At 35.5% G+C, this 23,398-nt stretch carries 20 protein-coding genes, 2 tRNA genes and 2 pseudogenes; 21 read left to right on the top strand and 3 right to left on the bottom strand.

The window, feature by feature from the left end:
- The 4 genes and pseudogenes from rph to A194_RS0104375 all read left to right on the top strand — a co-directional run.
- Positions 1-618: pseudogene (rph, locus tag A194_RS17250) on the top strand (ribonuclease PH); the annotation flags it as partial.
- A 9-nt stretch (positions 619-627) separates the two neighbouring features.
- Positions 628-1,230: an XTP/dITP diphosphatase gene (locus A194_RS0104385; RefSeq protein ID WP_017185663.1), complete on the top strand. Its 603-nt coding sequence runs from the start codon at positions 628-630 to the stop codon at positions 1,228-1,230.
- A 134-nt stretch (positions 1,231-1,364) separates the two neighbouring features.
- Positions 1,365-1,438: transfer RNA gene (locus A194_RS0104380), tRNA-Gly, on the top strand.
- Between the two features lie 27 nt (positions 1,439-1,465).
- Positions 1,466-1,542, top strand: a tRNA-Arg gene (locus tag A194_RS0104375).
- A gap of 794 nt (positions 1,543-2,336) precedes the next feature.
- Here A194_RS0104375 and A194_RS19645 read toward each other — a convergent pair.
- The gene (locus tag A194_RS19645) at positions 2,337-2,507 is read right to left on the bottom strand and encodes an aspartyl-phosphate phosphatase Spo0E family protein (RefSeq protein WP_017185662.1); all 171 of its coding nucleotides are present in this window, start codon (positions 2,505-2,507) and stop codon (positions 2,337-2,339) included.
- Positions 2,508-2,980: 473 nt separating this feature from the next.
- Complete coding sequence (locus tag A194_RS0104365; RefSeq protein ID WP_029424973.1) at positions 2,981-3,280, bottom strand: YuzC family spore coat inner layer protein; 300 nt, start codon at positions 3,278-3,280, stop codon at positions 2,981-2,983.
- 284 nt (positions 3,281-3,564) lie between these two features.
- On the opposite strand from A194_RS0104365, the gene A194_RS0104360 reads away from it, so the two are divergent.
- From A194_RS0104360 to A194_RS0104320, 10 genes are all read left to right on the top strand, one after another.
- Positions 3,565-4,803: a C40 family peptidase gene (locus tag A194_RS0104360; protein ID WP_017185661.1), complete on the top strand. Its 1,239-nt coding sequence runs from the start codon at positions 3,565-3,567 to the stop codon at positions 4,801-4,803.
- Between the two features lie 83 nt (positions 4,804-4,886).
- A complete protein-coding gene (locus A194_RS20950) occupies positions 4,887-5,372 on the top strand; it encodes a fructosamine kinase family protein (protein ID WP_050980482.1) in 486 nt (161 codons plus the stop codon).
- Complete coding sequence (locus A194_RS21290; RefSeq protein ID WP_083834237.1) at positions 5,369-5,752, top strand: fructosamine kinase family protein; 384 nt, start codon at positions 5,369-5,371, stop codon at positions 5,750-5,752. Before A194_RS20950 ends, A194_RS21290 begins: the two co-directional genes overlap by 4 nt.
- Before the next feature lie 61 nt (positions 5,753-5,813).
- Complete coding sequence (locus tag A194_RS0104350) at positions 5,814-7,274, top strand: aldehyde dehydrogenase family protein (protein ID WP_017185660.1); 1,461 nt, start codon at positions 5,814-5,816, stop codon at positions 7,272-7,274.
- A gap of 205 nt (positions 7,275-7,479) precedes the next feature.
- Complete coding sequence (locus A194_RS0104345; protein WP_017185659.1) at positions 7,480-8,475, top strand: hypothetical protein; 996 nt, start codon at positions 7,480-7,482, stop codon at positions 8,473-8,475.
- 132 nt (positions 8,476-8,607) lie between these two features.
- Positions 8,608-9,894 (top strand): trigger factor, encoded by a 1,287-nt coding sequence (gene tig / locus A194_RS0104340; RefSeq protein ID WP_017185658.1) that lies wholly within the window; start codon positions 8,608-8,610, stop codon positions 9,892-9,894.
- Between the two features lie 318 nt (positions 9,895-10,212).
- Positions 10,213-11,490, top strand: a complete 1,278-nt coding sequence (gene clpX, locus A194_RS0104335; RefSeq protein ID WP_017185657.1) for an ATP-dependent protease ATP-binding subunit ClpX — start codon at positions 10,213-10,215, stop codon at positions 11,488-11,490.
- A gap of 279 nt (positions 11,491-11,769) precedes the next feature.
- Positions 11,770-14,025, top strand: a complete 2,256-nt coding sequence (gene lon / locus A194_RS0104330) for an endopeptidase La (protein ID WP_050980483.1) — start codon at positions 11,770-11,772, stop codon at positions 14,023-14,025.
- Positions 14,026-14,030: 5 nt separating this feature from the next.
- Complete coding sequence (yihA, locus tag A194_RS0104325; RefSeq protein WP_017185655.1) at positions 14,031-14,612, top strand: ribosome biogenesis GTP-binding protein YihA/YsxC; 582 nt, start codon at positions 14,031-14,033, stop codon at positions 14,610-14,612.
- A gap of 291 nt (positions 14,613-14,903) precedes the next feature.
- Complete coding sequence (locus A194_RS0104320) at positions 14,904-16,049, top strand: MFS transporter (protein ID WP_017185654.1); 1,146 nt, start codon at positions 14,904-14,906, stop codon at positions 16,047-16,049.
- A 57-nt stretch (positions 16,050-16,106) separates the two neighbouring features.
- Here the strand turns inward: A194_RS0104320 and A194_RS0104315 are convergent, their stop codons facing one another.
- Complete coding sequence (locus tag A194_RS0104315; RefSeq protein WP_017185653.1) at positions 16,107-16,586, bottom strand: LiaI-LiaF-like domain-containing protein; 480 nt, start codon at positions 16,584-16,586, stop codon at positions 16,107-16,109.
- Between the two features lie 201 nt (positions 16,587-16,787).
- On the opposite strand from A194_RS0104315, the gene hemA reads away from it, so the two are divergent.
- The 7 genes and pseudogenes from hemA to A194_RS17235 form a co-directional block, all read left to right on the top strand.
- Entirely contained in the window at positions 16,788-18,152 is a 1,365-nt protein-coding gene (gene hemA / locus A194_RS0104310) for a glutamyl-tRNA reductase (protein WP_017185652.1), read from the top strand.
- Between the two features lie 21 nt (positions 18,153-18,173).
- On the top strand, positions 18,174-19,004 hold the full coding sequence (locus A194_RS0104305; protein ID WP_017185651.1) for a cytochrome C assembly family protein: 831 nt from the start codon (positions 18,174-18,176) through the stop codon (positions 19,002-19,004).
- Positions 19,005-19,014: 10 nt separating this feature from the next.
- Positions 19,015-19,944, top strand: coding sequence for a hydroxymethylbilane synthase (gene hemC / locus A194_RS0104300; RefSeq protein WP_017185650.1), 930 nt, complete (start codon positions 19,015-19,017; stop codon positions 19,942-19,944).
- Positions 19,945-19,946: 2 nt separating this feature from the next.
- A complete protein-coding gene (locus A194_RS0104295; protein ID WP_017185649.1) occupies positions 19,947-20,708 on the top strand; it encodes a uroporphyrinogen-III synthase in 762 nt (253 codons plus the stop codon).
- Position 20,709: 1 nt separating this feature from the next.
- Entirely contained in the window at positions 20,710-21,687 is a 978-nt protein-coding gene (hemB, locus tag A194_RS0104290) for a porphobilinogen synthase (RefSeq protein WP_017185648.1), read from the top strand.
- A gap of 13 nt (positions 21,688-21,700) precedes the next feature.
- A complete protein-coding gene (hemL, locus tag A194_RS0104285; protein WP_017185647.1) occupies positions 21,701-22,981 on the top strand; it encodes a glutamate-1-semialdehyde 2,1-aminomutase in 1,281 nt (426 codons plus the stop codon).
- A gap of 168 nt (positions 22,982-23,149) precedes the next feature.
- Positions 23,150-23,398: pseudogene (locus A194_RS17235) on the top strand (hypothetical protein); the annotation flags it as partial.

Here is a 23,398-nt window from a genome sequence, read left to right as displayed (position 1 = left end):
AAGTGTAGAAAAGCGCGTACCTCCATTCTTAAGAGGTGAAGGTAAAGGGTGGATTACAGCAGAATATGCCATGTTACCTAGAGCGACAGAACAACGTAACATTCGTGAATCTTCTAAAGGTAAAGTAGCTGGTCGTACAATGGAAATACAACGCTTAATTGGACGTTCGCTAAGAGCTATTATTGACCTTGAAAAAATCGGTGAGCGTACAATTTGGGTAGACTGTGACGTGATTCAAGCAGACGGTGAACAAGAACAGCAGCTATTACAGGAGCTTTTGTTGCGACAACATTGGCCTGTGTCAAATTATTAGAAGATGATCTAATTAAAGAAATACCAATTACTAACTTTTTAGCAGCAACTTCTGTCGGTATAACACCAGATTCCGAAGCAATACTGGATTTATGCTACGATGAAGATTCAAAGGCTAATGTTGATTTAAACTTAGTGATGACTAGTCAAGGTGAATTTGTTGAGCTGCAAGGTACAGGAGAAGAAGCGACATTTACGCCAAGCCAGTTAAATGAAATGCTTCAATTAGGCACAAGTGGACTTAAGCAAATTATAGACATACAAAAAGATGCATTAGGTGAAGCAGCAAATTTAATTCATAGTTAGGGGAATTCGATGAAAACAATTTATGTTGCAACGACTAATAAAGGTAAAATTAAAGAGTTCGAACAAATTTTATCCGGATTATCCATTAAAATTGAGAGTTTACAAGATCATGTGACAAACATGGAAGATGTAGAAGAAACAGGTGTAACGTTCGAAGAGAATGCTGTTTTAAAAGCTAAAACTTATGCTAAAAGACATAACTTGCCCGTTATAGCAGATGACTCAGGTTTAGAAATTTATGCTCTAAATGGAGAGCCTGGTGTATATTCAGCTCGTTATGCAGGTGAAGAGAAAAGTGATGATGCGAACATTGAAAAAGTACTTACAAAGTTAGGTGAAAAGAATGCTGACGATCGAAGTGCCGCTTTCGTCTGTGTTATGGCATATGCAGAACCGGGAGAAGAAGTACTAACGACGAAAGGTAAATGCCAAGGAACGATCACAAACGAGCGACATGGCAGTGAAGGCTTTGGTTATGATCCAATTTTTAAACCAGCTGGATATGACCAAACGTTAGCTGAACTAGGATCGACAGTCAAAAATGAAATTAGTCATCGCCGTAAGGCATTAAATGATATGGTTAATGTATTGTCAGAAAAAGTTTCAGGTTAGGGTCAAGTCCCTACCTGAAACTTAAACTTAAAATTTTTATAGGTTGTGTGTTGACATTAGAGGTCGTTCTTTTATATAATAATCTTTGTCCGCAACAGAGGAATTAACCATTGTTGCAAGTAACCGTTCATTATGCGGGTGTAGTTTAATGGTAAAACCTCAGCCTTCCAAGCTGATGTTGTGGGTTCGATTCCCATCACCCGCTCCATTTAATACATAAGTCATCTTTTGAGAGGTCCCGGTAGCTCAGCAGGATAGAGCAACAGCCTTCTAAGCTGTCGGTCGCAGGTTCGAATCCTGCCCGGGACGCCATTTAAACAATATGCTCAATCCCTTTAACCACAAGGGATTGAGCTTTTTTAATACCTTATACATATCGCCTTATCACAGTAAAGGAATTTTTCATACTTTTCTTCTTTACTTTAAGTTAATTTTAAATTGAAATTTCGGTTGAAAATTCGATTCATGGACTTCTTAACGGCTTTCCCAGTAAAAGTGAGCCATTTATATTGAGTATTTGCGTTCTGAGTATAAATAGTTATTTGTTTAAAGTGGGGTGTAGCTGGTTTGTATATGGAGGATTGTTGAATCTAGTTATTAATTGAGGAGGCGAAATATGAAAAAATTTAGTAATTATTTTATTTACGCTAATGATTGTTGCTTTTAGTTCTGGTGAGGATGATATAGAAGTAGAGGAAGAGGAAAATGTTAATCAAGAAAGAAATAAATATAATGAGCATAGTATGTTCTGGGATTCATACATTGGAATGTTCCAGACTCCACTGTAAAATAGGAAGGAAATTTCCCCTCGCTTTGTAAACACGTTATGCTTATTCCCTCTTAACAATATTTAAATCTTCTTTTTTATACCTTTTTCATTCATTATTATGAACATGAACAAAATTAGTTGGATGTGACAAATTGTAGTAGGGGATATCACATGTGATAGATATATATAATGTATTATGCAGTCCATGTATATCATAATCTCAATATGTTGCGCTGCAATTGTTTATAAGGAATATAGGGCCCTCCCACAATTGTTTAAATTTATAAAAATTGAGTTGGGAATGACAAAGATGTCTTTAATACATTGGCTATAGTGACTACTTCTTGTGGTTAGTTAAATTTTGTAAATCATTTAATAGTTTATCTAACTTTTGACTAAGCTTAATAGTATCAGGATGGTTTAACCCTTTGGTTATACCTGACTGTATCATTTGCAGTTTTAAATTTCTAATCTCAGATTCAACTTGACTCTTTATATTTGATTGCATTTCGGACACCCCAATCAAATTGTGGGAGGACAATAATTAAATTACCTTCTATTTATTGTGAAAATCAATAAAATTTAAAATTATTAGTAGAATTTCACTCTTTTGTTAATTTAAATAGATAAATTATAGTCATGTTATTATCTATAAAATATTTTTCTCGATTACTGTTTTTAAAAATTTAAGTTGATATGTTTAATGCTGGGAATGGGAGTAAGTATACTCCCATTAGTATTTGTAATATATGTACATTTGGCGTTATAATCAAAATTTGACTATAACGCTTTCTTTATACAATAATTATATGGCTAATAGTCGGGTTTTGTGGATTAACAATTAGTTATGTCTTAATTTCTTTTGCTTTAGTCTAATAAATAATAATGTGACCGATAAAGGTCGTACTTAATTTAATGAAGTCACCTACCATCTTAGTAACATCGTAAGTACACAGCAATCTCCGGCATTAGCACTCGTCCTCATCTTGATTGTGATACCACTTGGAGTAAATTCAATATCAAGATCATGTTCACACCTGTTCCTTGAAGCAATTGTTGAACACGTTCTAGGTCATTGACTTGAGCCGCTTCCATCACGTTAAATGCTAATTCATCAGATTGTAACAATTTATTAAGCATTAAGCTTCCGTCCGCCATTAAGTGACTAAAAGCTTCTGCTGATTCTTTAAACTTTGACGGGTCGACTTCAGGGAAGTCTTGCCGCTGTTCAACAGTGAACTCAGGTGAATAAATAAAACAGTTATAAGGCCTGTGTTTCATCACGTGTCCTCCTTATTTTCCATTCTTCTTATCAACATATGTCATGGATTTTTAATTGTGAGATGATAAAATGGTTACGTGCTTTAAGTCTTATTAGGTGAGCCACCATACATGTAAAATTGACTAGAATACATTAGTAATAAATAGAGAAATATCGACAAAATGATACTTTATATATGATAAAATGAAATATAATTGTAATAACTCTATTATCTATTTGAAAAGATATGTATGTTATAATCAAAAATAGAGATTTAATAGATTATTATTTGGGGGAAGCGATCGTGAATAAAATTACCTATTCAATAGTTTTAACTCTTGTCTTGAGTTTAACTTTTGCAGCAACTACATATGCTGATACTGATGAATTAAGGGATCGAGAATCAGAGATTTCAGATGAACGCTCACAGTTAAGTGAGGAGCTGTCTGAAGCAGAAACGGAGCTAGCTGAAGTTTTAACTGAATTAGAAGAGTTAAATCAAGAGATTGATCGCATCAATGAAGCTAGAGAACAAAATGAGGAAAAGCTTGAAGAAACAGAACAACAAATAGATGAAACACAAGAAGAAGCGGATTACTTAGAAAATGAAATTGAAGTAATTCAAGAAAGAATTGACATTCGCCAAGAAGTGTTAAGTGAAAGGTTATCGACGTTACAAAGAAACGGCGGTAATGTAAATTATATTGATGTTATACTTGGTTCTAGTAATTTTGGAGACTTTGTTAGCCGTGTAACGACGGTAAACAAGATTATGGATTCTGATAAAGATTTAGTCGATCAACAAGTTTCTGATAAAAATGAGGTTGAAAACAAACAGGAAACATTATTAGATCGATTAGATGAATTGGAATCGATGGAACAAGAACTAGTTGGAATGAATGAATTGCTAGAGGATCAAAAAGATTCTAGTGAACAGAAGCAAGATGAATTACAAGATAAACAACAAGAATTAGTAGCTTTACAAGAAGAATTAGAAGTTCAAGATCGAGAGCTGGCTTCTTTACAAGAAGAAGTTAGACAAGATATTGAACGTGCGGAAGCTGAAAGGGTCACATTAGCTTCAAGTAATAGTTCTAGTAGTGGCAGCTCCGACAATGGTGGGGACGTAAGCAATACAGTTCAGTCATCTTCATCGTCCAATGTTAGCGGAAACGGTAGTATGGAAAGTGTAATTGAAGCGGGGATGACACAAACTGGAACACCTTATGTTTGGGGTGGTACTTCTCCTTCAGGTTTTGACTGTTCTGGTTTCTTAACATGGGCATTCAGTCAAGGTGGACTCAATGTGCAAGGGCGTAGTACTAATGATTTCGTTCATGTAGGTACAAGAGTATCACCAAGTGAAATGCAAAGAGGAGACCTAGTCTTTTTTGATACGTATAAACAAGATGGACATATTGGAATTTATTTAGGTAACGGTCAGTTTTTAGGTGCACAAAATTCAACAGGTGTAGCTGTTGCTAATATGACCTCTGGTTACTGGGATCGAAACTTTAACGGTCACGTTCGCCGTATACAATAGTTGTTTATGAGAAATACCGGTCGAGATGGTTAACATCACGATTGGTATTTCTTTTTTATTAGAAGTACTTATGGAGGTATCGTATGAAAAATATCATTGAACAATCATTAATAGACTTTGGTGATCACTCTGATGTTATTGAAATTAAAAGGGTATCAGGTGGTGACATTAACGATAGTTTTTATATTCAAACTTATGATAATGAGTACTTTATTAAATTTAACGAGCAATCGCCAGAAAGATTTTTTGAGTTAGAAGCTAAAGGGCTTCAAAATATTAAACGTACGAATACAATTAATGTTCCTCAAGTTTATTCTTATAGTGACAAACCTAATGAATCTCATATGCTGTTAGAATGGATCGAACAAGTGCAGAGTTTCAAAGAAGATATATTAGGTGAAAAAGTAGCTATGTTACATAATACTTATTCATCTAAGCATGGTTATGAACACTTTACTTATATCGGAACGTTAGAACAACCAAATGCCCTTTATACAAATTGGCCTGAGTATTACAGCTCTTGCCGTTTAAAAGCTCAATATGACATTGGCGTTGCACGAGGAGCATAAAAGGAATAAGAGAAAGTCAGTTATGGGATGTAATCGTTCGATGTGAAGAGCTTCTACCTAAAAATGTTACTGCCTCACATTTGCATGGAGATTTATGGAGTGGGAATTGGCTATATAACAATGAGGGGGTACCTTATTTAGTAGACCCTTCGTTTTTGTATGGTGATCGACATTTCGAATTAGCTTTTACATATTTATTCGGCGGTTTCTCTGAGGCTTTTTACCAAGGGTACAAAAATGTAGGTACTATAGAAGATTATTTTGATGATGTTAAGCCTCTATATCAGTTATATTATTTACTCGTTCATTTAAATATTTTCGGGGAAATGTATGGTTCATCAGTAGATTCTGTTCTCAATCATTATTCAAAGATTAAATAGGAATAGGAACTCTCCTAATCGTTCATTCTATGTATTAGGTATGAATGGAAGGGGAGTTATAATGGAACAGTTTGAGAATTTTAATAAAAGCTTTATTAACGGTGAATGGGTTAAAGGTGAAAGTAGTCGTGATTATGAAAATAAAAATCCATACGATCAATCAATTATTAATACTATACCGTTGGCAACTAAACAACAGTTAGAAGATGCATATGTTAAAGCTAAACAAGCGCAAAAAGAATGGGCTCAATCTTCTGCAGAAGAACGTAAAAACATTTTAGAAAAAGTGAGTTCTTATTTGGAAGAACATAGAGATGAAATTGTACAAATAATCGCACGAGAGACAGGCGGTAGTTTGATTAAAGCTAGTGTTGAAGTCGATCTGACTATCGCTTTAGTCGACGAAGCTACTAATATGCCAGATGAGCTTAACCGTGTGGATGAAAAAGGAGCTGCGGTTGAAGGTAAAGTTAATAAAGTCCATCGATTACCATTGGGTGTTATAACATCTATATCTCCGTTTAACTTTCCGATGAACTTGTCGATACGAACAATTGCACCAGCGATCGCTTTAGGAAATGCTGTTGTTCATAAACCAGATAACCAAACGTCATTAACGGGTGGTTCAATTTTGGCTAAAGCATTCGAACATGCTGGCTTACCTAAAGGTGTGTTTAATTGCATTTTAACAGACCTGGATGAAATTGGAGATTATATGATCGAAACACAACATTCCCCTTTAATAAGTTTTACAGGTTCAACACCTGTTGGGAAACATATTGCTGAAAAGGCAGGTGGTATGTTAAAACGTGTTGCCTTAGAACTAGGAGGAAACAATCCATTTATTGTACTTGAAGACGCTGATCTCGACCGAGCAGTTGATGCAGCTATTTTTGGTAAGTTTATTCACCAAGGTCAAATTTGCATGATTATAAACCGCATAATCGTACATGAAAAACTCTATGATTCATTTGTCGATCAATTTGTCGAGCGTGTTAAAGAGATTCCTTCAGGTGATCCAACAGAAGAAGGTGTCATTGTCGGCCCGTTAATTAATGAGGAGCAAGTTGAGAACGCCCTTGAAATTATTGAAACAGCCAAAAAAGAAGGGGCAAACTTAGTACTAGAAGGTCAAAGAGAAGGAAACTTATTAACACCACATGTCTTTACTGACGTTAAAAATGATAGTGAATTAGCACAAACCGAGTTGTTTGCTCCGATTGCAACGATTATAAAAGCAACTACTGATGATGAGGCAATTGAGATGGCAAACGACACACCGTATGGTTTAAGTTCCTCTATATTTACAAATGATTTAGAAAAAGGGGAACAGTTAGCGCTAAAAGTTGAAAGTGGTATGACACATATTAATGACCAAACAGTAAATGACAACCCAACCATTCCATTTGGTGGAACGAAAGAGAGTGGTGTCGGGAAGTTTGGCAACCCATGGATTGTTGAAGAGTTTACAATTACTAAATGGGTGTCTATACAGGAAGAATATCGCGACTTTCCATTTTAGTTTATAACTAACACTATAGAGCACGTAGATCGGACTTATACTCAAGTCTTTTTTCTACGGTGCTCTTTAATATTTATTAAAGTTAGAGGAGAAGCCATATTTTTGGTCATTATTTTGTTACAATAGGGTTATCCTTTATTTATGTGTTTTTTTATGTCTTATTAAGGGTAGATTAGATAGTAGAATTGAATAAGGAGGTGAGAGCATGAGTACAGAGCGTCAAGATGTTGTGATGTTTCCAGGTTGGAGGAAAGAGCTGGAACAGAAAACTTTTGATGCTATTCAACAGAAATATTATGAGGAAGCCTTATTACATATTAAAAAATTAGAAGATTTTAAAGAAGCTTCGAATGATATTTTAACAGCAAAAGTTATCTGCTTTGTTGAGTTAGCAAGATATGATGAAGCGATTAGTTTATGTCGTCGTCTAATGAAAGAGGATGATGACCATTATTATAAGTATTTACATATTTATTTAACAATTCTTTTCCAAACGAGTCAGTATACAGAACTGATTGAATTATTAGATGAAATTTTTGAAAATGAGACTATACCATATGAGTATGAGGAAGCTTTTAAACAACTTTATGATGTTAGTAAAGATATGCGAGATTCTGCTACGCAACAAGAAGCAGAAACACATATGAATCACTTTTTCGATTCCTTAGAGAACGGCAATTTTCAAGAACAGTGGAAATTATTATCGATGCATAGAAAGCATGACGTAGAACCTCATTTAGATGCTATAAAGCCGTATTTAAGTGACGCAAGGTTGAATCCCGTTATTAAAACAGGTATCATCCAATGGTTAATGGATTGTGAAATCGAGCAAAAAATCGAAGTTGAAAAATTTGATCACTCGGACTATGTCATTCCAGCTCAATTAAACGATATTTTGGATACATACTTTGCACAGAGCGTCTTAGATTACCTTGAAAATGTGGAACAAGGTGATCCAACATTGTATGAGTTCGTTAAACAAATTTTATATCGCTATCTTTATATTAAGTATCCCTTTGAACCACAATCAGACCGTCAAAGCGTTCAAAACTTAGGAGAAGCTGTTTTAATGCTTGCCCAGAAGTATTTACATTTGAATGAAGATACTAACTTAACTGAAGAAGCTTCAAAAGAACAACAAAAATGGATGGAAGAAATCGAACGTTTAGAGAAAATATATTTTTCTCAAGTAGAGGACTAAATTTACTAATTCATGAGTATTGAACGTCGGAATTTCTATGTTATAATATAGTGGTTGCATTATGCATGAGCGCAAATATGCATGAAAACATACGACAATCATTAGTATGAATAGATGTTGGAGGGAAGAATTATGTCAGCAAAATGGGAAAAGAAAGAAGGTAATGAAGGAGTTCTTACTGTAGAAGTTGACGCTTCTGAGTTTGATCAAGCCCTTGACCAAGCCTTTAAAAAAGTTGTTAAAGATGTGCAAATACCTGGTTTCCGTAAAGGTAAAGTACCTCGTCCAATGTTCGAACAGCGTTTCGGTGTAGAATCTTTATATCAAGATGCGGTAGATATCGTATTACCTGATGCATATATGAAAGCTGTTGAAGAAGCAGGTATTACACCAGTAGACCGTCCAGAAGTAGATGTTGAACAAATCGAAAAAGGACAACCGCTAATTTTCAAAGCTACTGTAACAGTTAAGCCTGAAGTAGAATTAGGCGAGTATAAAGGTCTAGAAGTAGAAGAACAAGATGCAACTGTTGCAGATGAAGAAGTTGAAGAAGAGTTAAAATCTCAACAAGAAAAGCAAGCTGAGCTAGTTGTTAAAGAAGAAGGAGAAGTTGAAAACGGCGACACAGTTGTTATTGACTTTGAAGGTTTCTTAGACGGTGAAGCATTTGAAGGTGGATCAGCTGAAAACCATACATTAGAAGTAGGTTCAGGTTCATTCATCCCTGGATTTGAAGAGCAATTAGTAGGTAAGACTGCTGGAGAAGACACAGAAGTAAGCGTGACTTTCCCAGAAGATTACCATGCTGAAGAATTAGCTGGTAAAGAAACGACTTTCAAAGTGAAAATCCATGAAGTAAAAGCAAAGGAATTACCTGAATTAGACGATGAGTTCGCTAAAGATGTAGACGAAGAAGTTGAAACTTTAGAAGAACTAAAAACTAAAACAAAAGAACGCCTACAAGAGCAAAAAGAAACTGAAGCAGATAACCAAAAGCGTGAAACTCTAGTCGAGAAAGCGTCTGAAAACGCAACGGTTGATATTCCAGATGCAATGGTTGATTCAGAGCTAGACCGTATGCTTCAAGAGTTCGAACAACGCTTACAAATGCAAGGTATGACATTAGATATGTATTACCAATTCTCTGGTCAAAGTGAAGACGATCTTAAAGAACAAATGAAAGAAGATGCTGCAAAGCGTGTTCGTACTAACTTAACGCTTGAAGCAATCTCTGCTCAAGAAGAATTAGAAGTAACAGAACAAGATGTAGAAGATCAGCTTCAAGAGATGGCTGCTATGTACCAAACTGATGCTGAGCAGTTAAAACAAATGTTAGGTGGCAACACTGACGCATTAAATGAAGACTTAAAGCTTAAGAAAGCAATTGATTTCTTAGTAGAAAACGCAAAAACTGTATAATTTCACAAGTGTATAAGCAAGGCGCGTAACTTTACGTGCCTTGTTTTGCACTATAATTAATGTTTTGGCAATTTCGAACATAGGCTATAGTAATATTGATCAATCAATGATAAAATAATTCGAACAAATAGTTTTTTTGCACATATAATATGAATAAGTTTTTCTTTTGACTTAATTGATTTAGAAGTACATAATGGAGAATGTGAAGGTTAAAGCTTAAGAAATAAGATCAAAAATTACCTGTTTAAGACCATGCTTTTTTATTAAAATTAATGATAATTCGTAGTGGTTAAATATAGATCATTATGGGGTGAATGTATGTTTAAATTTAGTGATGAAAAAGGGCAGCTAAAATGCTCATTTTGTGGAAAGACTCAAGACCAAGTTCGCAAGTTAGTTGCAGGGCCTGGCGTTTATATATGTGATGAATGCATCGACTTATGCACTGAAATCGTTGAAGAAGAATTAGGTACTGTAGAGCAGGAAGACTTTAAAGAAGTACCGAAGCCAAAAGAGATCTGCGACATTTTAGATGATTATGTTATCGGTCAAGAAGAGGCGAAAAAGTCATTATCTGTCGCAGTTTATAACCACTATAAACGTATTAATTCTAATGTAAAAAATGATGATGTTGAGGTCTCAAAGAGTAATATCCTTCTTTTAGGACCAACAGGTAGCGGTAAGACATTACTAGCTCAAACGTTAGCTCGTATTTTAAATGTACCATTTGCAATTGCAGATGCTACTTCATTAACAGAAGCGGGTTACGTTGGTGAAGATGTTGAAAATATCTTATTAAAACTAATTCAATCTGCTGATTACGATGTGGAAAAGGCAGAAAAAGGTATTATCTATATTGATGAAATTGATAAAGTTGCTCGTAAATCTGAAAACCCGTCCATTACACGTGACGTTTCAGGTGAAGGTGTACAACAAGCACTGCTAAAAATTCTTGAAGGTACACAAGCAAGCGTACCACCACAAGGTGGGAGAAAGCATCCTCATCAAGAATTTATTCAAATAGACACGACTAACATTTTATTTATCGTTGGTGGTGCATTTGACGGAATCGATCAAGTTGTTAAACGTCGTCTAGGTGAACGTGTAATTGGTTTCGGTTCTGAATCAACGGGAGAACAGTTAGAGGAATCTGAGCTGTTAACAAAAGTGTTACCAGAAGACTTATTACGTTACGGATTAATTCCAGAGTTTATCGGTCGTCTACCGGTAATTGGTAGTCTAACGCCGTTAGATGAGGATGCATTAGTTGAAATTCTAACGAAGCCTAAAAATGCATTATCTAAACAATATGAGAAGTTGTTTGATATTGATGGTGTTGAGTTAGAACTTCAAGATGAAGCACTTCGAGCAATTGCGAATAAAGCCATTGAGCGTAATACAGGAGCAAGAGGTTTACGTTCAATTATTGAAGGTATCATGCTTGATGTTATGTTCGAATTACCATCAAGAGATGATATTGAGAAATGTATTATCACAAAAGACACGGTTGAATTAGAAAAAGGTAAGCCGACACTTGTGATGGAAGATGGATCTGTAGTTGATCAAAATAAAGAAAGTCCAAAAGAAAGTGCTTAACAACAGTTAAAGTATTTTAGAGGGTACTCTCCTCTTCGAAGTGAGAGTACCTTTTTATTTTGTATTCTTTTCATGGATAAAATTGGTTGCTTTTTAAGTCAGAAGTTACTAACATTTTATTTCAAAAACAAAATAGATTAAAATGAAATGTATATAATAAAGATAGCAATATATGAAGTTTAGTTGTAACCGTAATTGGAGGTGTGACTTAAATTGAACAATGACATCTATCAAGAAATACCATTATTACCATTAAGAGGGGTTATTATCTACCCGTCAATGGTTCAACATTTAGATGTAGGACGAGAACATTCAGTTAAAGCGCTTGAACAAGCAATGGTTCAAGACCATAAGCTTTTATTAGCGGCTCAACGTGATTCGTCGTTAAATGAACCAAAAGAAGAAGATATTTATCAATTTGGAACTATTGTATATATCAAACAAATGGTCAAGCTCCCAAATGGCACGAGTCGTATATTAGTTGAAGGTTTAGAGAGAGCTGAAATCGAATCATTTGAACAGCTTGAGCCATATTTTACTGTTACATATAAGACAGTTGAAGATGAGCACGGTGATGGTGTTGAAGAGCAAGCCTTAATGCGCACATTAGTAAACCAATTTGATGAGTATACAAAAGTGTCTAAAAAGACGAAACGAGAAACGTATGAAACAGTAAAAGATATTACTGAGTCAAGTCGTTTAGCTGATATTGTAACTTCTCACTTGTCATTAAAAATTCAACAAAAACAACAAATCTTAGAAACACCGTATGTTCCAGATCGTTTAGAACAACTAGTTCAAATGATTCAAAACGAGAAAGAAGTCCTATCGATGGAAAAAAAGATTGGCCAACGTGTAAAAAAATCGATGGAACGTACTCAAAAGGAATATTACTTGCGTGAACAGTTAAAAGCCATTCAAAAAGAGCTTGGTGACCAAGACGGTAAAACTGGTGAGGTTGAACAATTGAAAGGAAAAATTGCTGAAGCCAATATGCCAGAGCGAATCGAAGAAGTGGCTTATAAAGAGTTAAACCGCTATGAAAAAGTCCCGCAAAGCTCAGCTGAAAGTTCTGTTATTCGAAATTATATTGAATGGTTAGTTGCATTGCCATGGACAGACGAAACAGAAGATAACTTAGATGTAAACCGCGCTCAAGGTGTGTTAGATGAAGATCATTACGGTCTGGACCGGGTTAAAGAACGAGTGTTAGAGTATTTAGCGGTACAACAGTTAACCGAATCTGTTAATGGACCTATCCTATGCTTAGTTGGCCCTCCAGGTGTTGGTAAAACATCATTAGCTAAATCAATTGCCCGTTCAGTTGGGCGTAACTTTGTACGTGCCTCATTAGGTGGTGTGAGAGATGAAGCTGAAATTAGAGGCCATCGTAGAACTTATGTAGGTGCAATGCCCGGAAGAATTATTCAAGGGATGAAAACAGCTGAAACAGTTAACCCTGTTTTCTTATTAGACGAGATTGATAAAATGGCGAGTGATTTCCGTGGCGATCCATCTTCATCTATGTTAGAAGTTTTAGATCCTGAGCAAAATCACTCATTTAGTGATCACTTTGTTGAAGAACCTTATGACTTATCAAAAGTAATGTTCGTTGCAACAGCCAATAATTTAGCAACTATTCCTGGCCCTTTATTAGACCGTATGGAAGTTATTACAATTGCCGGTTATACCGAGTTAGAGAAGCTTCATATTTCGAAGGAACATTTAATTCCAAAGCAAATTAACGAAAATGGCTTAACGAAATCAAAAGTACAATTCCGTGATGAAGCGATTCTTAAACTAATTCGTATGTACACGAGAGAAGCAGGTGTCCGTAATCTAGAAAGAGAGATTGCTTCTGTCTGCCGAAAGGCCGCAAAACTAATAGTGTCAGGTGAGAAAAAGCGAGTTGTCATTACTGAGAAACAATTAGAAGAGCTTTTAGGTAAACCTAAGTTCCGTTATGGACAAGCTGAAGCTGAACACCAAATTGGTGCAGCTACTGGATTGGCGTATACTCAAGCTGGTGGTGACACATTAGCTATTGAAGTTTCTGTTGTACAAGGTACAGGAAAACTAACGTTAACAGGTAAACTTGGCGATGTAATGAAGGAGTCTGCCCAAGCAGCCTTTAGTTACGTGCGTGCTAGAGCAGATGAATTTGAACTTGAGCATGACTTCTATGAAAAGTATGATGTTCATATTCACATTCCAGAAGGTGCTACACCAAAAGATGGGCCTTCTGCTGGTATTACGATTGCCACAGCTTTAGTCTCAGCGTTTACTAATCGTCCAGTCCGTAAAGAAGTAGGTATGACAGGTGAAATTACGCTAAGAGGTCGTGTGTTACCAATTGGCGGACTGAAAGAAAAATCATTAAGCGCACATCGAGCTGGATTATCGAAGATCCTTATGCCAGCTGAAAATGAAAAAGATTTAGAAGATATCCCTGAAAGTGTGCGTGATGTTTTAACTTTCGTCCAAGTAAAACACTTAGATGAAGTGTTAGAACACGCTCTTTTACCAAAGGAGTAAGTAATATGAAAGTAAATCAAGCAGAAATCGTTATGAGTGCAGTAAGTAAAGCGCAGTATCCCGAAGATCATCTATCAGAAATTGCATTATCTGGTCGTTCAAATGTTGGAAAATCATCGTTTATTAATAAGATGATCCAACGTAAAAATTTAGCTCGTACATCATCTAAGCCTGGTAAAACCCAGACGTTAAACTTCTATTTAATTAACGAGTCTTTTTATTTTGTTGATGTGCCAGGTTACGGTTATGCTAAAGTTTCCAAAAGGGAACGAGAAGCCTGGGGACGTATGATGGAAGAGTACTTTACGACAAGGGAGCCGTTAAAAGCAGCTGTTCTATTAATCGATATGCGTCATCCACCTACAGAAGATGACTTAATCATGTATGACTTTTTAAAGTATTATGATTTGCCGATCATAGTCGTTGCAACTAAGTTAGATAAAATCGCAAAATCCAAACGCCAAAAACATCTCAAAGTGATAGAAGATGACTTAGAACTTGAACCAGAAGATGTAGTTATTCCATTCTCAGCGGAAACAGGAGAAGGAAAAGATCAAGTATGGGGAAAGATTAAAGGTTTTCTATAACCTGTTTAAAAGAGGTGCTGATCTAATTCAGCATCTCCTTTTTCATTTCAGGTAAAAGATATCCTTTTAGTAAGAAATTGGACAGCCACACAACAATGGTGTGATTTTTTACATCACCACATTTGAAATAGAACCCATTATTTTGAACTCTGAAACTTGTTACAACTACAATGATTTTGTCTTAGTCATAAACTTTAAACCTGATATGTGATGTAAGTCACGATAATTGTTGTTATTTGTTTTATAATGTAGTCATTAGCTTTTGAATAAAAATTCGGAGTGCTGCTCATCATGGTTAAATATATTTATTTTATTATCGTTGTTGCTTTTATAGATACTTTTATTCAATTACCCATTATCACACCATATGCATTAAGTTTAGGTGCAAGTGAGATGCTTACAGGGTTAATAGTGGCAATTTATTCATTGTCAAATGTGATTGGTAATATAGTGGGTGGACATTTTGTAGATCGTGTCGGTAGAAAACGTGTACTGATTATAGGGATGATTTTAGTTAGTATCGTCTTATTGATTTACCCATTAGCACAAACAGGGGAGCAATTGTTCATCATTCGTTTTCTGCATGGTATTGCTGGTGGTGTTTTAGTACCTGGAGCTTTTGCATTAATTGGAGATCGCTCAAAGCGAACAGGAGATAGCAATTCAATGGCATTTGCAGGTGCTGCAATAGGTATTGCAGCGATATCAGGTCCAGCATTAGGTGGTGGACTTGCAGCAGCTGGGCGAATTGAATATGTATTTATTTTTGTAGCTTTATTATTTCTGTTTAGTGCATTATTCGGCGTTAAATTAATACCCGAATCGATTACACACAGTGAGCGTGGAAAAGTGTCAGCCGCAACGTTTACCCCTTTATTAAAAAATAATAAATTATTACAAGCCTGTTTAATTGCATTTAGCTTAATGGCTAGTAACGGTACTTTAGCTTTTGCTTTACCTATTTTAATTGAAGGTATGAGATTTACTTCGACAGCAACAGGGTTGTTACTTAGTTTGTACGGAGTTACAGCCTTAATAATTTTTGTAACAAGTTTAAATAGAGTTTATAAACGGTTTTTACCGAGAAGTTTATCTATAGCAGGTCTAATTACGATTGCTAGTTCAATGCTTCTACTAAGTTTAACGACAAATATAGTATTGGCTATTGTAGCGATGGTTGTATATGGTATAGGTTTTGCATTTATATTCCCATCGATGAATCAAATGGTAGCTAATGCTACTGATGAATCAAACCGTGGAAAGGCATATGGCATTTTTTATGCGTTTTTCTCAGTGGGTGTGATTACAGGGTCTAGTACATCAGGATTTATATCACAAATGTTTGGCTTGCCATTTATATTTTCTATATTATTAATGATTGTTGCCGTTTTTGCGCTTCAAATAATTAATAATAAACTCCATGATACAGACATCTAAAAATGTTTCTTTTATAGTTGGATAATTTTTGTACTTAAGTTTCATACTAAAAAAGACTTATTTTTTAAATAACAGAATTAAACCAAAAATAATGAGTAAAATCGGCCAAAATTGCTCGATCATGTTAAACATGTAATCAAACCAGCCAAACCAGCTAGGCATTGCAAATGAAGTAAGGGCAATAAACGATAAAATAATCAATATAATACCGATCACAGTCCCTTGGTTCGTTTTTTGAGCACGTAATATAAATGCCATACCAATAATTAAAGTATACATGCCCCAATGGTCAATCCAGTTTACACTATAATTTAAAGCATGGAAATGAATACCTAATCCAAATAGGATCACACCGGGTACGATATTATCATACTGTCTATTTCCGTAAGCATTAAATATGAAAGCCGTGCCGATAATAACTAATATACTAGGCCAAGTATTAAATTGAGATATAAAAGGTATATGATATTGTTGAATTAAAAAGTAAATACCAAAACCAATAAGTATAATGGCAAGAAAGCTTTTTGGTTGCTTCATAATAAAATAGTCTCCTCTATAGACAAAATTCTTGATGGTTCGATACCGATATGATAGTCTACATATAGTTATTAATAATTATTCTAAATAAATCTTATCATAAATTTTCATAATTTGTTCATTCAAATAAAGGTTTTGTACTATTTTTTCTTGTTACAATAATAATTAGATTAGTTCGAGCGATGCAAGGGGTGAATTGGCATGAATTTTGTTGTAGTTACAATTAATTATCGAACAGCCCCAGTAGAAATAAGGGAAAAGTTAACTTTCTCTGAAGACCAAATAAGCGAAGCGATGACAAGATTAAATGAAGAGAAAAGCATTTTAGAAAATGTGATCGTCTCAACTTGTAATCGTACAGAATTATATGTCGTATCTGACCAGTTACATACTGGTCGTTATTATGTAAAGAAATTTTTAGCTGATTGGTTCTCAATGGATGTTGATTACGTTGCTAATTTCATTGAATTGAAAGAAGAGAAAGAAGCAATTAAACATTTATTTAAAGTAGCTGCTGGGTTAGACTCGATGGTATTAGGTGAGACTCAAATTTTAGGACAAGTTAAAGATTCATTTAACATGGCCCAAAATGATGGTGCATCAGGTTTAATGTTTAATCAGTTATTTAAACAAGTTATTACAACAGCTAAACGAGCACACAAAGAAACAGAAATTGGTGAGAATGCTGTATCGATTAGTTATGCAGCTGTTGAATTAGCTAAAACGATCTTTGACCAGTTAAGTAACCAACATGTCGTCATTTTAGGCGCAGGTAAAATGGGTGAATTAGCTGTACAAAATTTACACGGTTCGGGTGTTCATAACATTACAGTTGTTAACCGAACAGTGGAGAAAGCGGAAGAAGTAGCTTCTAAGTTTTCTGGAAGAGCTAAGTCAATGGAAGAATTAAATGAAGTGTTAGAAGAGGCGGATATCGTCATCACTTCTGTTGGAACGGACAACTATATTTTACAACAAAGTGATTTAAAATCCGTTGTTAAAAAGCGTAATGGTAAACCATTATTTATGGTTGATATTGCGGTTCCACGCAATTTAGATCCAGCTATAGAACAATTAGATAGTATGTTCTTATACGATATTGATGACTTGCAAGGAATTGTTGACCAAAATCTAGAAGAACGAAAACAAGCTGCTGTGGAAATCAATCAGATGATTAACGTTGAAATGACCGATTTTGATGAGTGGGTTAAAACGTTAGGTGTTGTACCAGTTATTTCAGCATTACGTAAAAAAGCATTAACAATCCAACGGGATACGATGGCATCAATCGAACGCAAAATGCCAGATTTAACTCCAAGAGAGAAAAAAGTGCTTAATAAACATACAAAAAGTATTGTCAATCAAATGCTTAAAGAACCGATTCTACAAGCGAAAGAAATGGCTGGCGAAGAGCATGCAGATGATATGTTAAAACTTTTTGTACGTATGTTTGGAATTGAAGAAGAAGTACAACAAGAGTTAGAAGAACAGAGTAAAAAGCACCCAAGTCACGAATCAGTTAATCAGTCGCTACCAATTGCAAGCTTAGTTAGAGCGATGCAGTAGGTAAATGAGAGGGGTTCTCTCATGGGGATATTCGAACAGTTTAAACTTTACGAATTAATAGTAATACTATATGGCTTAAGTGTAACCTTTTATTTCTATGACTTTGTTGAACGTAACCGGAAGGCGAACAAGATAGCCTTCTGGTTACTTTTATTGGTTTGGATTTTGCAGACAATTCTTCTCTTTACGAATATTTACATATACGGATTTATTCCTGTTTTTAACATCCTAGAAGGTTTATATTTTTATGCATGGTTAATATTATTAGTATCGATTGTTGTTAACTATTTCTACAAAATGGATTTAGTCGTTTTCATTGTTAACATCATTGGTTTTTTAGTAATGATGATGTTTTTAATGAGCTATGCAACGAGTGATCAATCGCAACTAACAGGGGATTTCGTAGGTGAAATATTAGTGGCTCATATTGTGCTTGCATTTGTTGCCTATACGCTATATACACTTTCTTTTGCATTTGCTACGCTGTATTTAATACAGTTTTACTTGCTGAAAAAGAAAAGATGGCGTCAACTAGTCAAAAGAATTGGCAATTTAGAGCAACTAGAGAAGATATCATTTTTACTTGTTGTCTTTGCTACACCGATTCTTCTAATTTCTCTAGTGTTTGGATTGTTGTGGGCTTATACAACTGATGATTTATTTTATTGGTTAGATGCCAAAACGGTAGGATCATTTGTCGTAATTGGGATTTATTCTATCATTATATATATAAGAGTAACGAAAAAGTTAGTAGGCAAATCTGTTGCGAGACTAAATATTATAGCTTTTTTAGCACTATTTAGTAATTATTTAATTTTATCAATGTTATCAAATTTTCATGGATTAAACTAGGAGGCAAAATATGCGTAACATTATTATCGGTTCAAGAAGAAGTAACTTAGCTTTAACTCAGACTCAGTGGGTTATTGATCAATTAAACAAAGTATCAGATGAGTACAGCTTTGACGTGAAAAAAATTGTAACGAAAGGTGATCAAATCCTAGATGTTACTTTATCAAAAGTAGGTGGAAAAGGCCTATTTGTTAAAGAAATTGAACAAGCGATGTACAACCATGAGATTGACATGGCTGTCCATAGTATGAAAGATATGCCATCACAAGTTCCTGAAGGCTTAACGATTGGATGTGTGCCAGAACGTGAGGACCACCGTGATGCTTTCATCTCTGAAGATCATGTTAAGTTAGACGACTTAAAAGAAGGCGCACTAATAGGTACGAGTAGTTTACGTCGTGGTGCACAATTACAAGCATATCGTCCTGACCTACAAGTTCAATGGATTCGTGGAAATATTGAAACTAGACTACGTAAGTTAAAAGAAGAGAATTTTGATGCCATTATTTTAGCGGCAGCTGGACTTAAACGTATGGGTTGGTCAACAGAGTTAGTTACAGAGTTTTTAGACCCAGAGATTTGTTTACCTGCAGTAGGTCAAGGCGCGCTTGCGTTAGAGTGCCGTGAAGATGATGAAGATTTATTACAGCTTATTAATCAAATTAATAATGAGTATACAGCAAGAACGGTACAAGCTGAGCGTAAGTTTTTAAGTTTATTAGAAGGTAGCTGTTCAGTACCAATCGCTGGTTACGCTGTACTAGAGGAAGATGAAGTTGTATTACAAGCCTTAGTTTCTTCATCTGATGGAAAGACCGTACTAAAAGAAACAGTCCGTTCAAAAGATCCGATCGAAGCTGGTGAGAAAGCTGCGGAATTACTAATTAATAGAGGCGCAAAAAAGTTAGTAGAAGAAGCGAAAGAGGAGTTAGAAGGGTAATAATGGGGAATGTAAGTAAGGAAATACTGCTATCAAGAGGCTTAGATCAATCTAATCCCTTTACCAAACTAGACCTTGATCAAGTAACTGTTAGAGGAGTTCCACTTATTAAGTTCGCTCAGTATGATGATCAAGATGCTGAGCGAACCCTTCACTCACTTTATTCATTTGATTGGATTATTTTCACTAGTCATAATGGTATTAAATACTTCTTTAACTTACTAGAACAGCACAATGTGTCAAAAGAAGTACTGCATCATAAAAAGCTTGCAACTGTTGGAAGTAAAACAGCTGAAACGTTGAAAGGCTTTGGCTTTGTAGCTGATTTTGTCCCAGACGTGTACGACGCTGATCGCATGGGAAATCAAATGTTAGAGGAAGAACAATTAAACGATGTGCTTTTAGTAAAAGGAACACGGTCTAGAAGTGTATTAGATGATTTGTTCTCAAAGCATCATATAAGCTATTCAACACTTACTGTTTATGATTCCGTAACTAATCAAGATGAAGAAGAATCCATGATGGATATCTTAACTAATAGACGGTTATCAGCTGTAGTATTTACATCACCATCATCGGTTGAAGCATATTTTGCATTAGGTGGAACATTAGCTCAGGAAACTGTCCATTTACCTTGCTTTTGTATCGGAGAGACGACAGCCAACTATGCTCATAATGTTGGTTTTAATCAAATAATTGTCCCAGAAACTTATACACTCGGTGCTTTAGCTATAGAAGTAGAAAAGTACTTTAAGGAGGAATAGTATGTCAAATTTACCATTTGCACGTCATCGCCGATTAAGAACATCCGATCAACTAAGAGATTTAGTACGTGAAACGAAAATACATAAAGAAGATTTAATTTATCCAATTTTCGTTCTTGAACAGCCAGGGCAAAAAAATGAGGTAGCTTCCATGCCAGGTGTATATCAAGTGTCATTGGATCTTTTATTAGATGAAATTAACGAAGTTGTTAATTTAGGAATTCGTTCAATCATTTTATTTGGGGTTCCAGAAGAAAAAGATGACGTCGGTTCTGAGGCGTACAATGATGAAGGTGTTGTACAAAAGGCGACACGACTTGTAAAGGACCAATACCCAGAATTGGTTGTCGTAGCTGATACTTGCTTATGCCAGTATACATCTCATGGGCATTGTGGCGTCATTAAGAACCAGTTCGTTGATAATGATGAGACATTACCATTGTTAGTTGAAACTGCTGTGTCACAAGCGAAAGCAGGAGCAGATGTGATCGCCCCATCCAATATGATGGATGGATTTGTCGTTGAAATACGTAAAGGGCTAGATCAAGCTGGATTTGAGAACATTCCAATTATGTCTTATGCCGTTAAATATGCCTCAGCATTTTACGGACCATTTAGAGATGCTGCTCATAGTACTCCGCAATTTGGTGATCGTAAAACATACCAAATGGACCCTGCTAACCGTTTAGAAGCTCAACGTGAAGCTGAGTCTGACGTTGAACAAGGTGCAGACTTTTTAATTGTAAAGCCAGCTTTAAGTTATTTAGATATTATGCGTGAATTGAAAGATCGTTATAACCAACCGATCATCGCTTATAATGTAAGTGGTGAGTATTCTTTAATTAAAGCTGCAGCAAAAAATGGTTGGGTAGATGAAAGAGAAATTGTGTTAGAAAAAGTCACTTCAATGAAGCGAGCAGGAGCAGACTTAATTATAACTTACTTTGCAAAAGATATTGCAAAATGGATTAAAGAATAAGGAGGACGTTCCAATGACTAATCGTTCACAACAACTATTTTCAGAAGCTGTCGACCTATTCCCAGGAGGAGTTAATTCACCAGTAAGAGCTTTCAACTCTGTTGATGTTGATCCTATTTATATGGAAGAAGGTAAAGGGTCAAAAATTAAAGACGTTGATGGAAATGAGTATATCGACTATGTATTAAGTTGGGGCCCATTAATTGTAGGGCATGCACACGAACAAGTACTTGAAACATTACAGGAAGTCATGAAGAAAGGGACCAGCTTTGGAGCTAACGTTGAATATGAAAATAAGTTAGCCAAGCTGTTAATCGATCGTGTACCTTCTATTGAAATGATTCGTATGGTTAACTCCGGTACTGAAGCTACTATGAGTGCTTTAAGGTTAGCGAGAGGGTATACGAAGCGTAGTAAGATTTTAAAGTTTGAAGGTAATTACCATGGACATGGTGACTCATTATTAATTAAAGCAGGATCTGGTGTAGCAACGCTTGGTTTACCAGATAGCCCTGGAGTACCTGAGTCAATTGCGAAAAATACAATTACTGTACCATATAACGACCAAGAAAGTGTTAAGTATGCATTTGAACAGTATGGTGATGATATTGCGGCTGTCATTGTTGAACCTGTTTCAGGTAACATGGGTGTAGTACCACCAATTCATGACTTTTTAAGCTTCTTACGTGATATTACAAATGATTATGATTCATTACTTATCTTTGATGAAGTTATGACTGGCTTTAGAGTAGGTTATAACTGTGCACAAGGTCATTTTGGTGTAACACCTGATTTAACATGCTTAGGGAAAGTAATCGGTGGTGGTTTACCTGTAGGTGCTTATGGTGGTAAACGAGAAATTATGGAGATGATTGCACCAGCTGGTGATATTTATCAAGCTGGAACATTATCAGGGAATCCATTAGCAATGGCTGCTGGTTATGCGACGTTAACTCAGTTAACAGAAGCCTCATACGATGAAATAAATCGTAAAGCAGACCGTTTAGTAGAAGGTATTGAAAAGGCTGCACAAGAACACGCTGTTCCGTTACAAGTTAACCGTGCGGGCTCTATGTTAGGTTTCTTCTTTACAGACGAAGAAGTTGTCAACTTCGAAACAGCAAAAACTTCTGATCTGGAGTGGTTTGCTAAGTATTATAAAGTGATGGCTGAAGAAGGAATTTTCTTACCACCTTCACAGTTTGAAGGTATGTTCTTGTCAACTGTTCATACAGATGAAGATATCGAAAAAACAATTGAAGCAGTGAATAAAGCATTTAAACAGTATAAATAATCGTGTTTAATGCATCTAACCAGTCGGGATTCAAACGAATCTCGGCTGGTTATTTATTTTCTCACAACTTAGTAGATGTTTATAAAAGTGGACATAGTTCTGTATCTCCCGTAATAGACATATAGTAATTACTAATGGATTAAAGTGACCATAAGAGGGGGAGTTAGATTGAGTAATTATGAACAAGTTCCATACCAATTTGAAGTTCGGGAAAATATCAATTTCAAACGAGGGGAGGAAATCGACGACCTTTACAGCATTGCGATCGATCCTGATGTAAAGGTCATTCATGAAAGTAATTATGTACAAATTAGAGGTGTTTTAGTTGTTCGTGGTGACTATCAAACAACGAATTATGATCAAGAATCACAGTACATTGTAGATGATGAGGATTTTAATACAGTACAACAAGTCCGC

The organism is Alkalibacillus haloalkaliphilus C5 (assembly GCF_000269905.1).
Classification (GTDB): Bacteria; Bacillota; Bacilli; order Bacillales; family Alkalibacillaceae; genus Alkalibacillus; species Alkalibacillus haloalkaliphilus_A.
The sequence above is the reverse complement of the archived record's forward strand: the minus strand, read 5'-3'. Positions and strand labels throughout refer to the sequence as shown.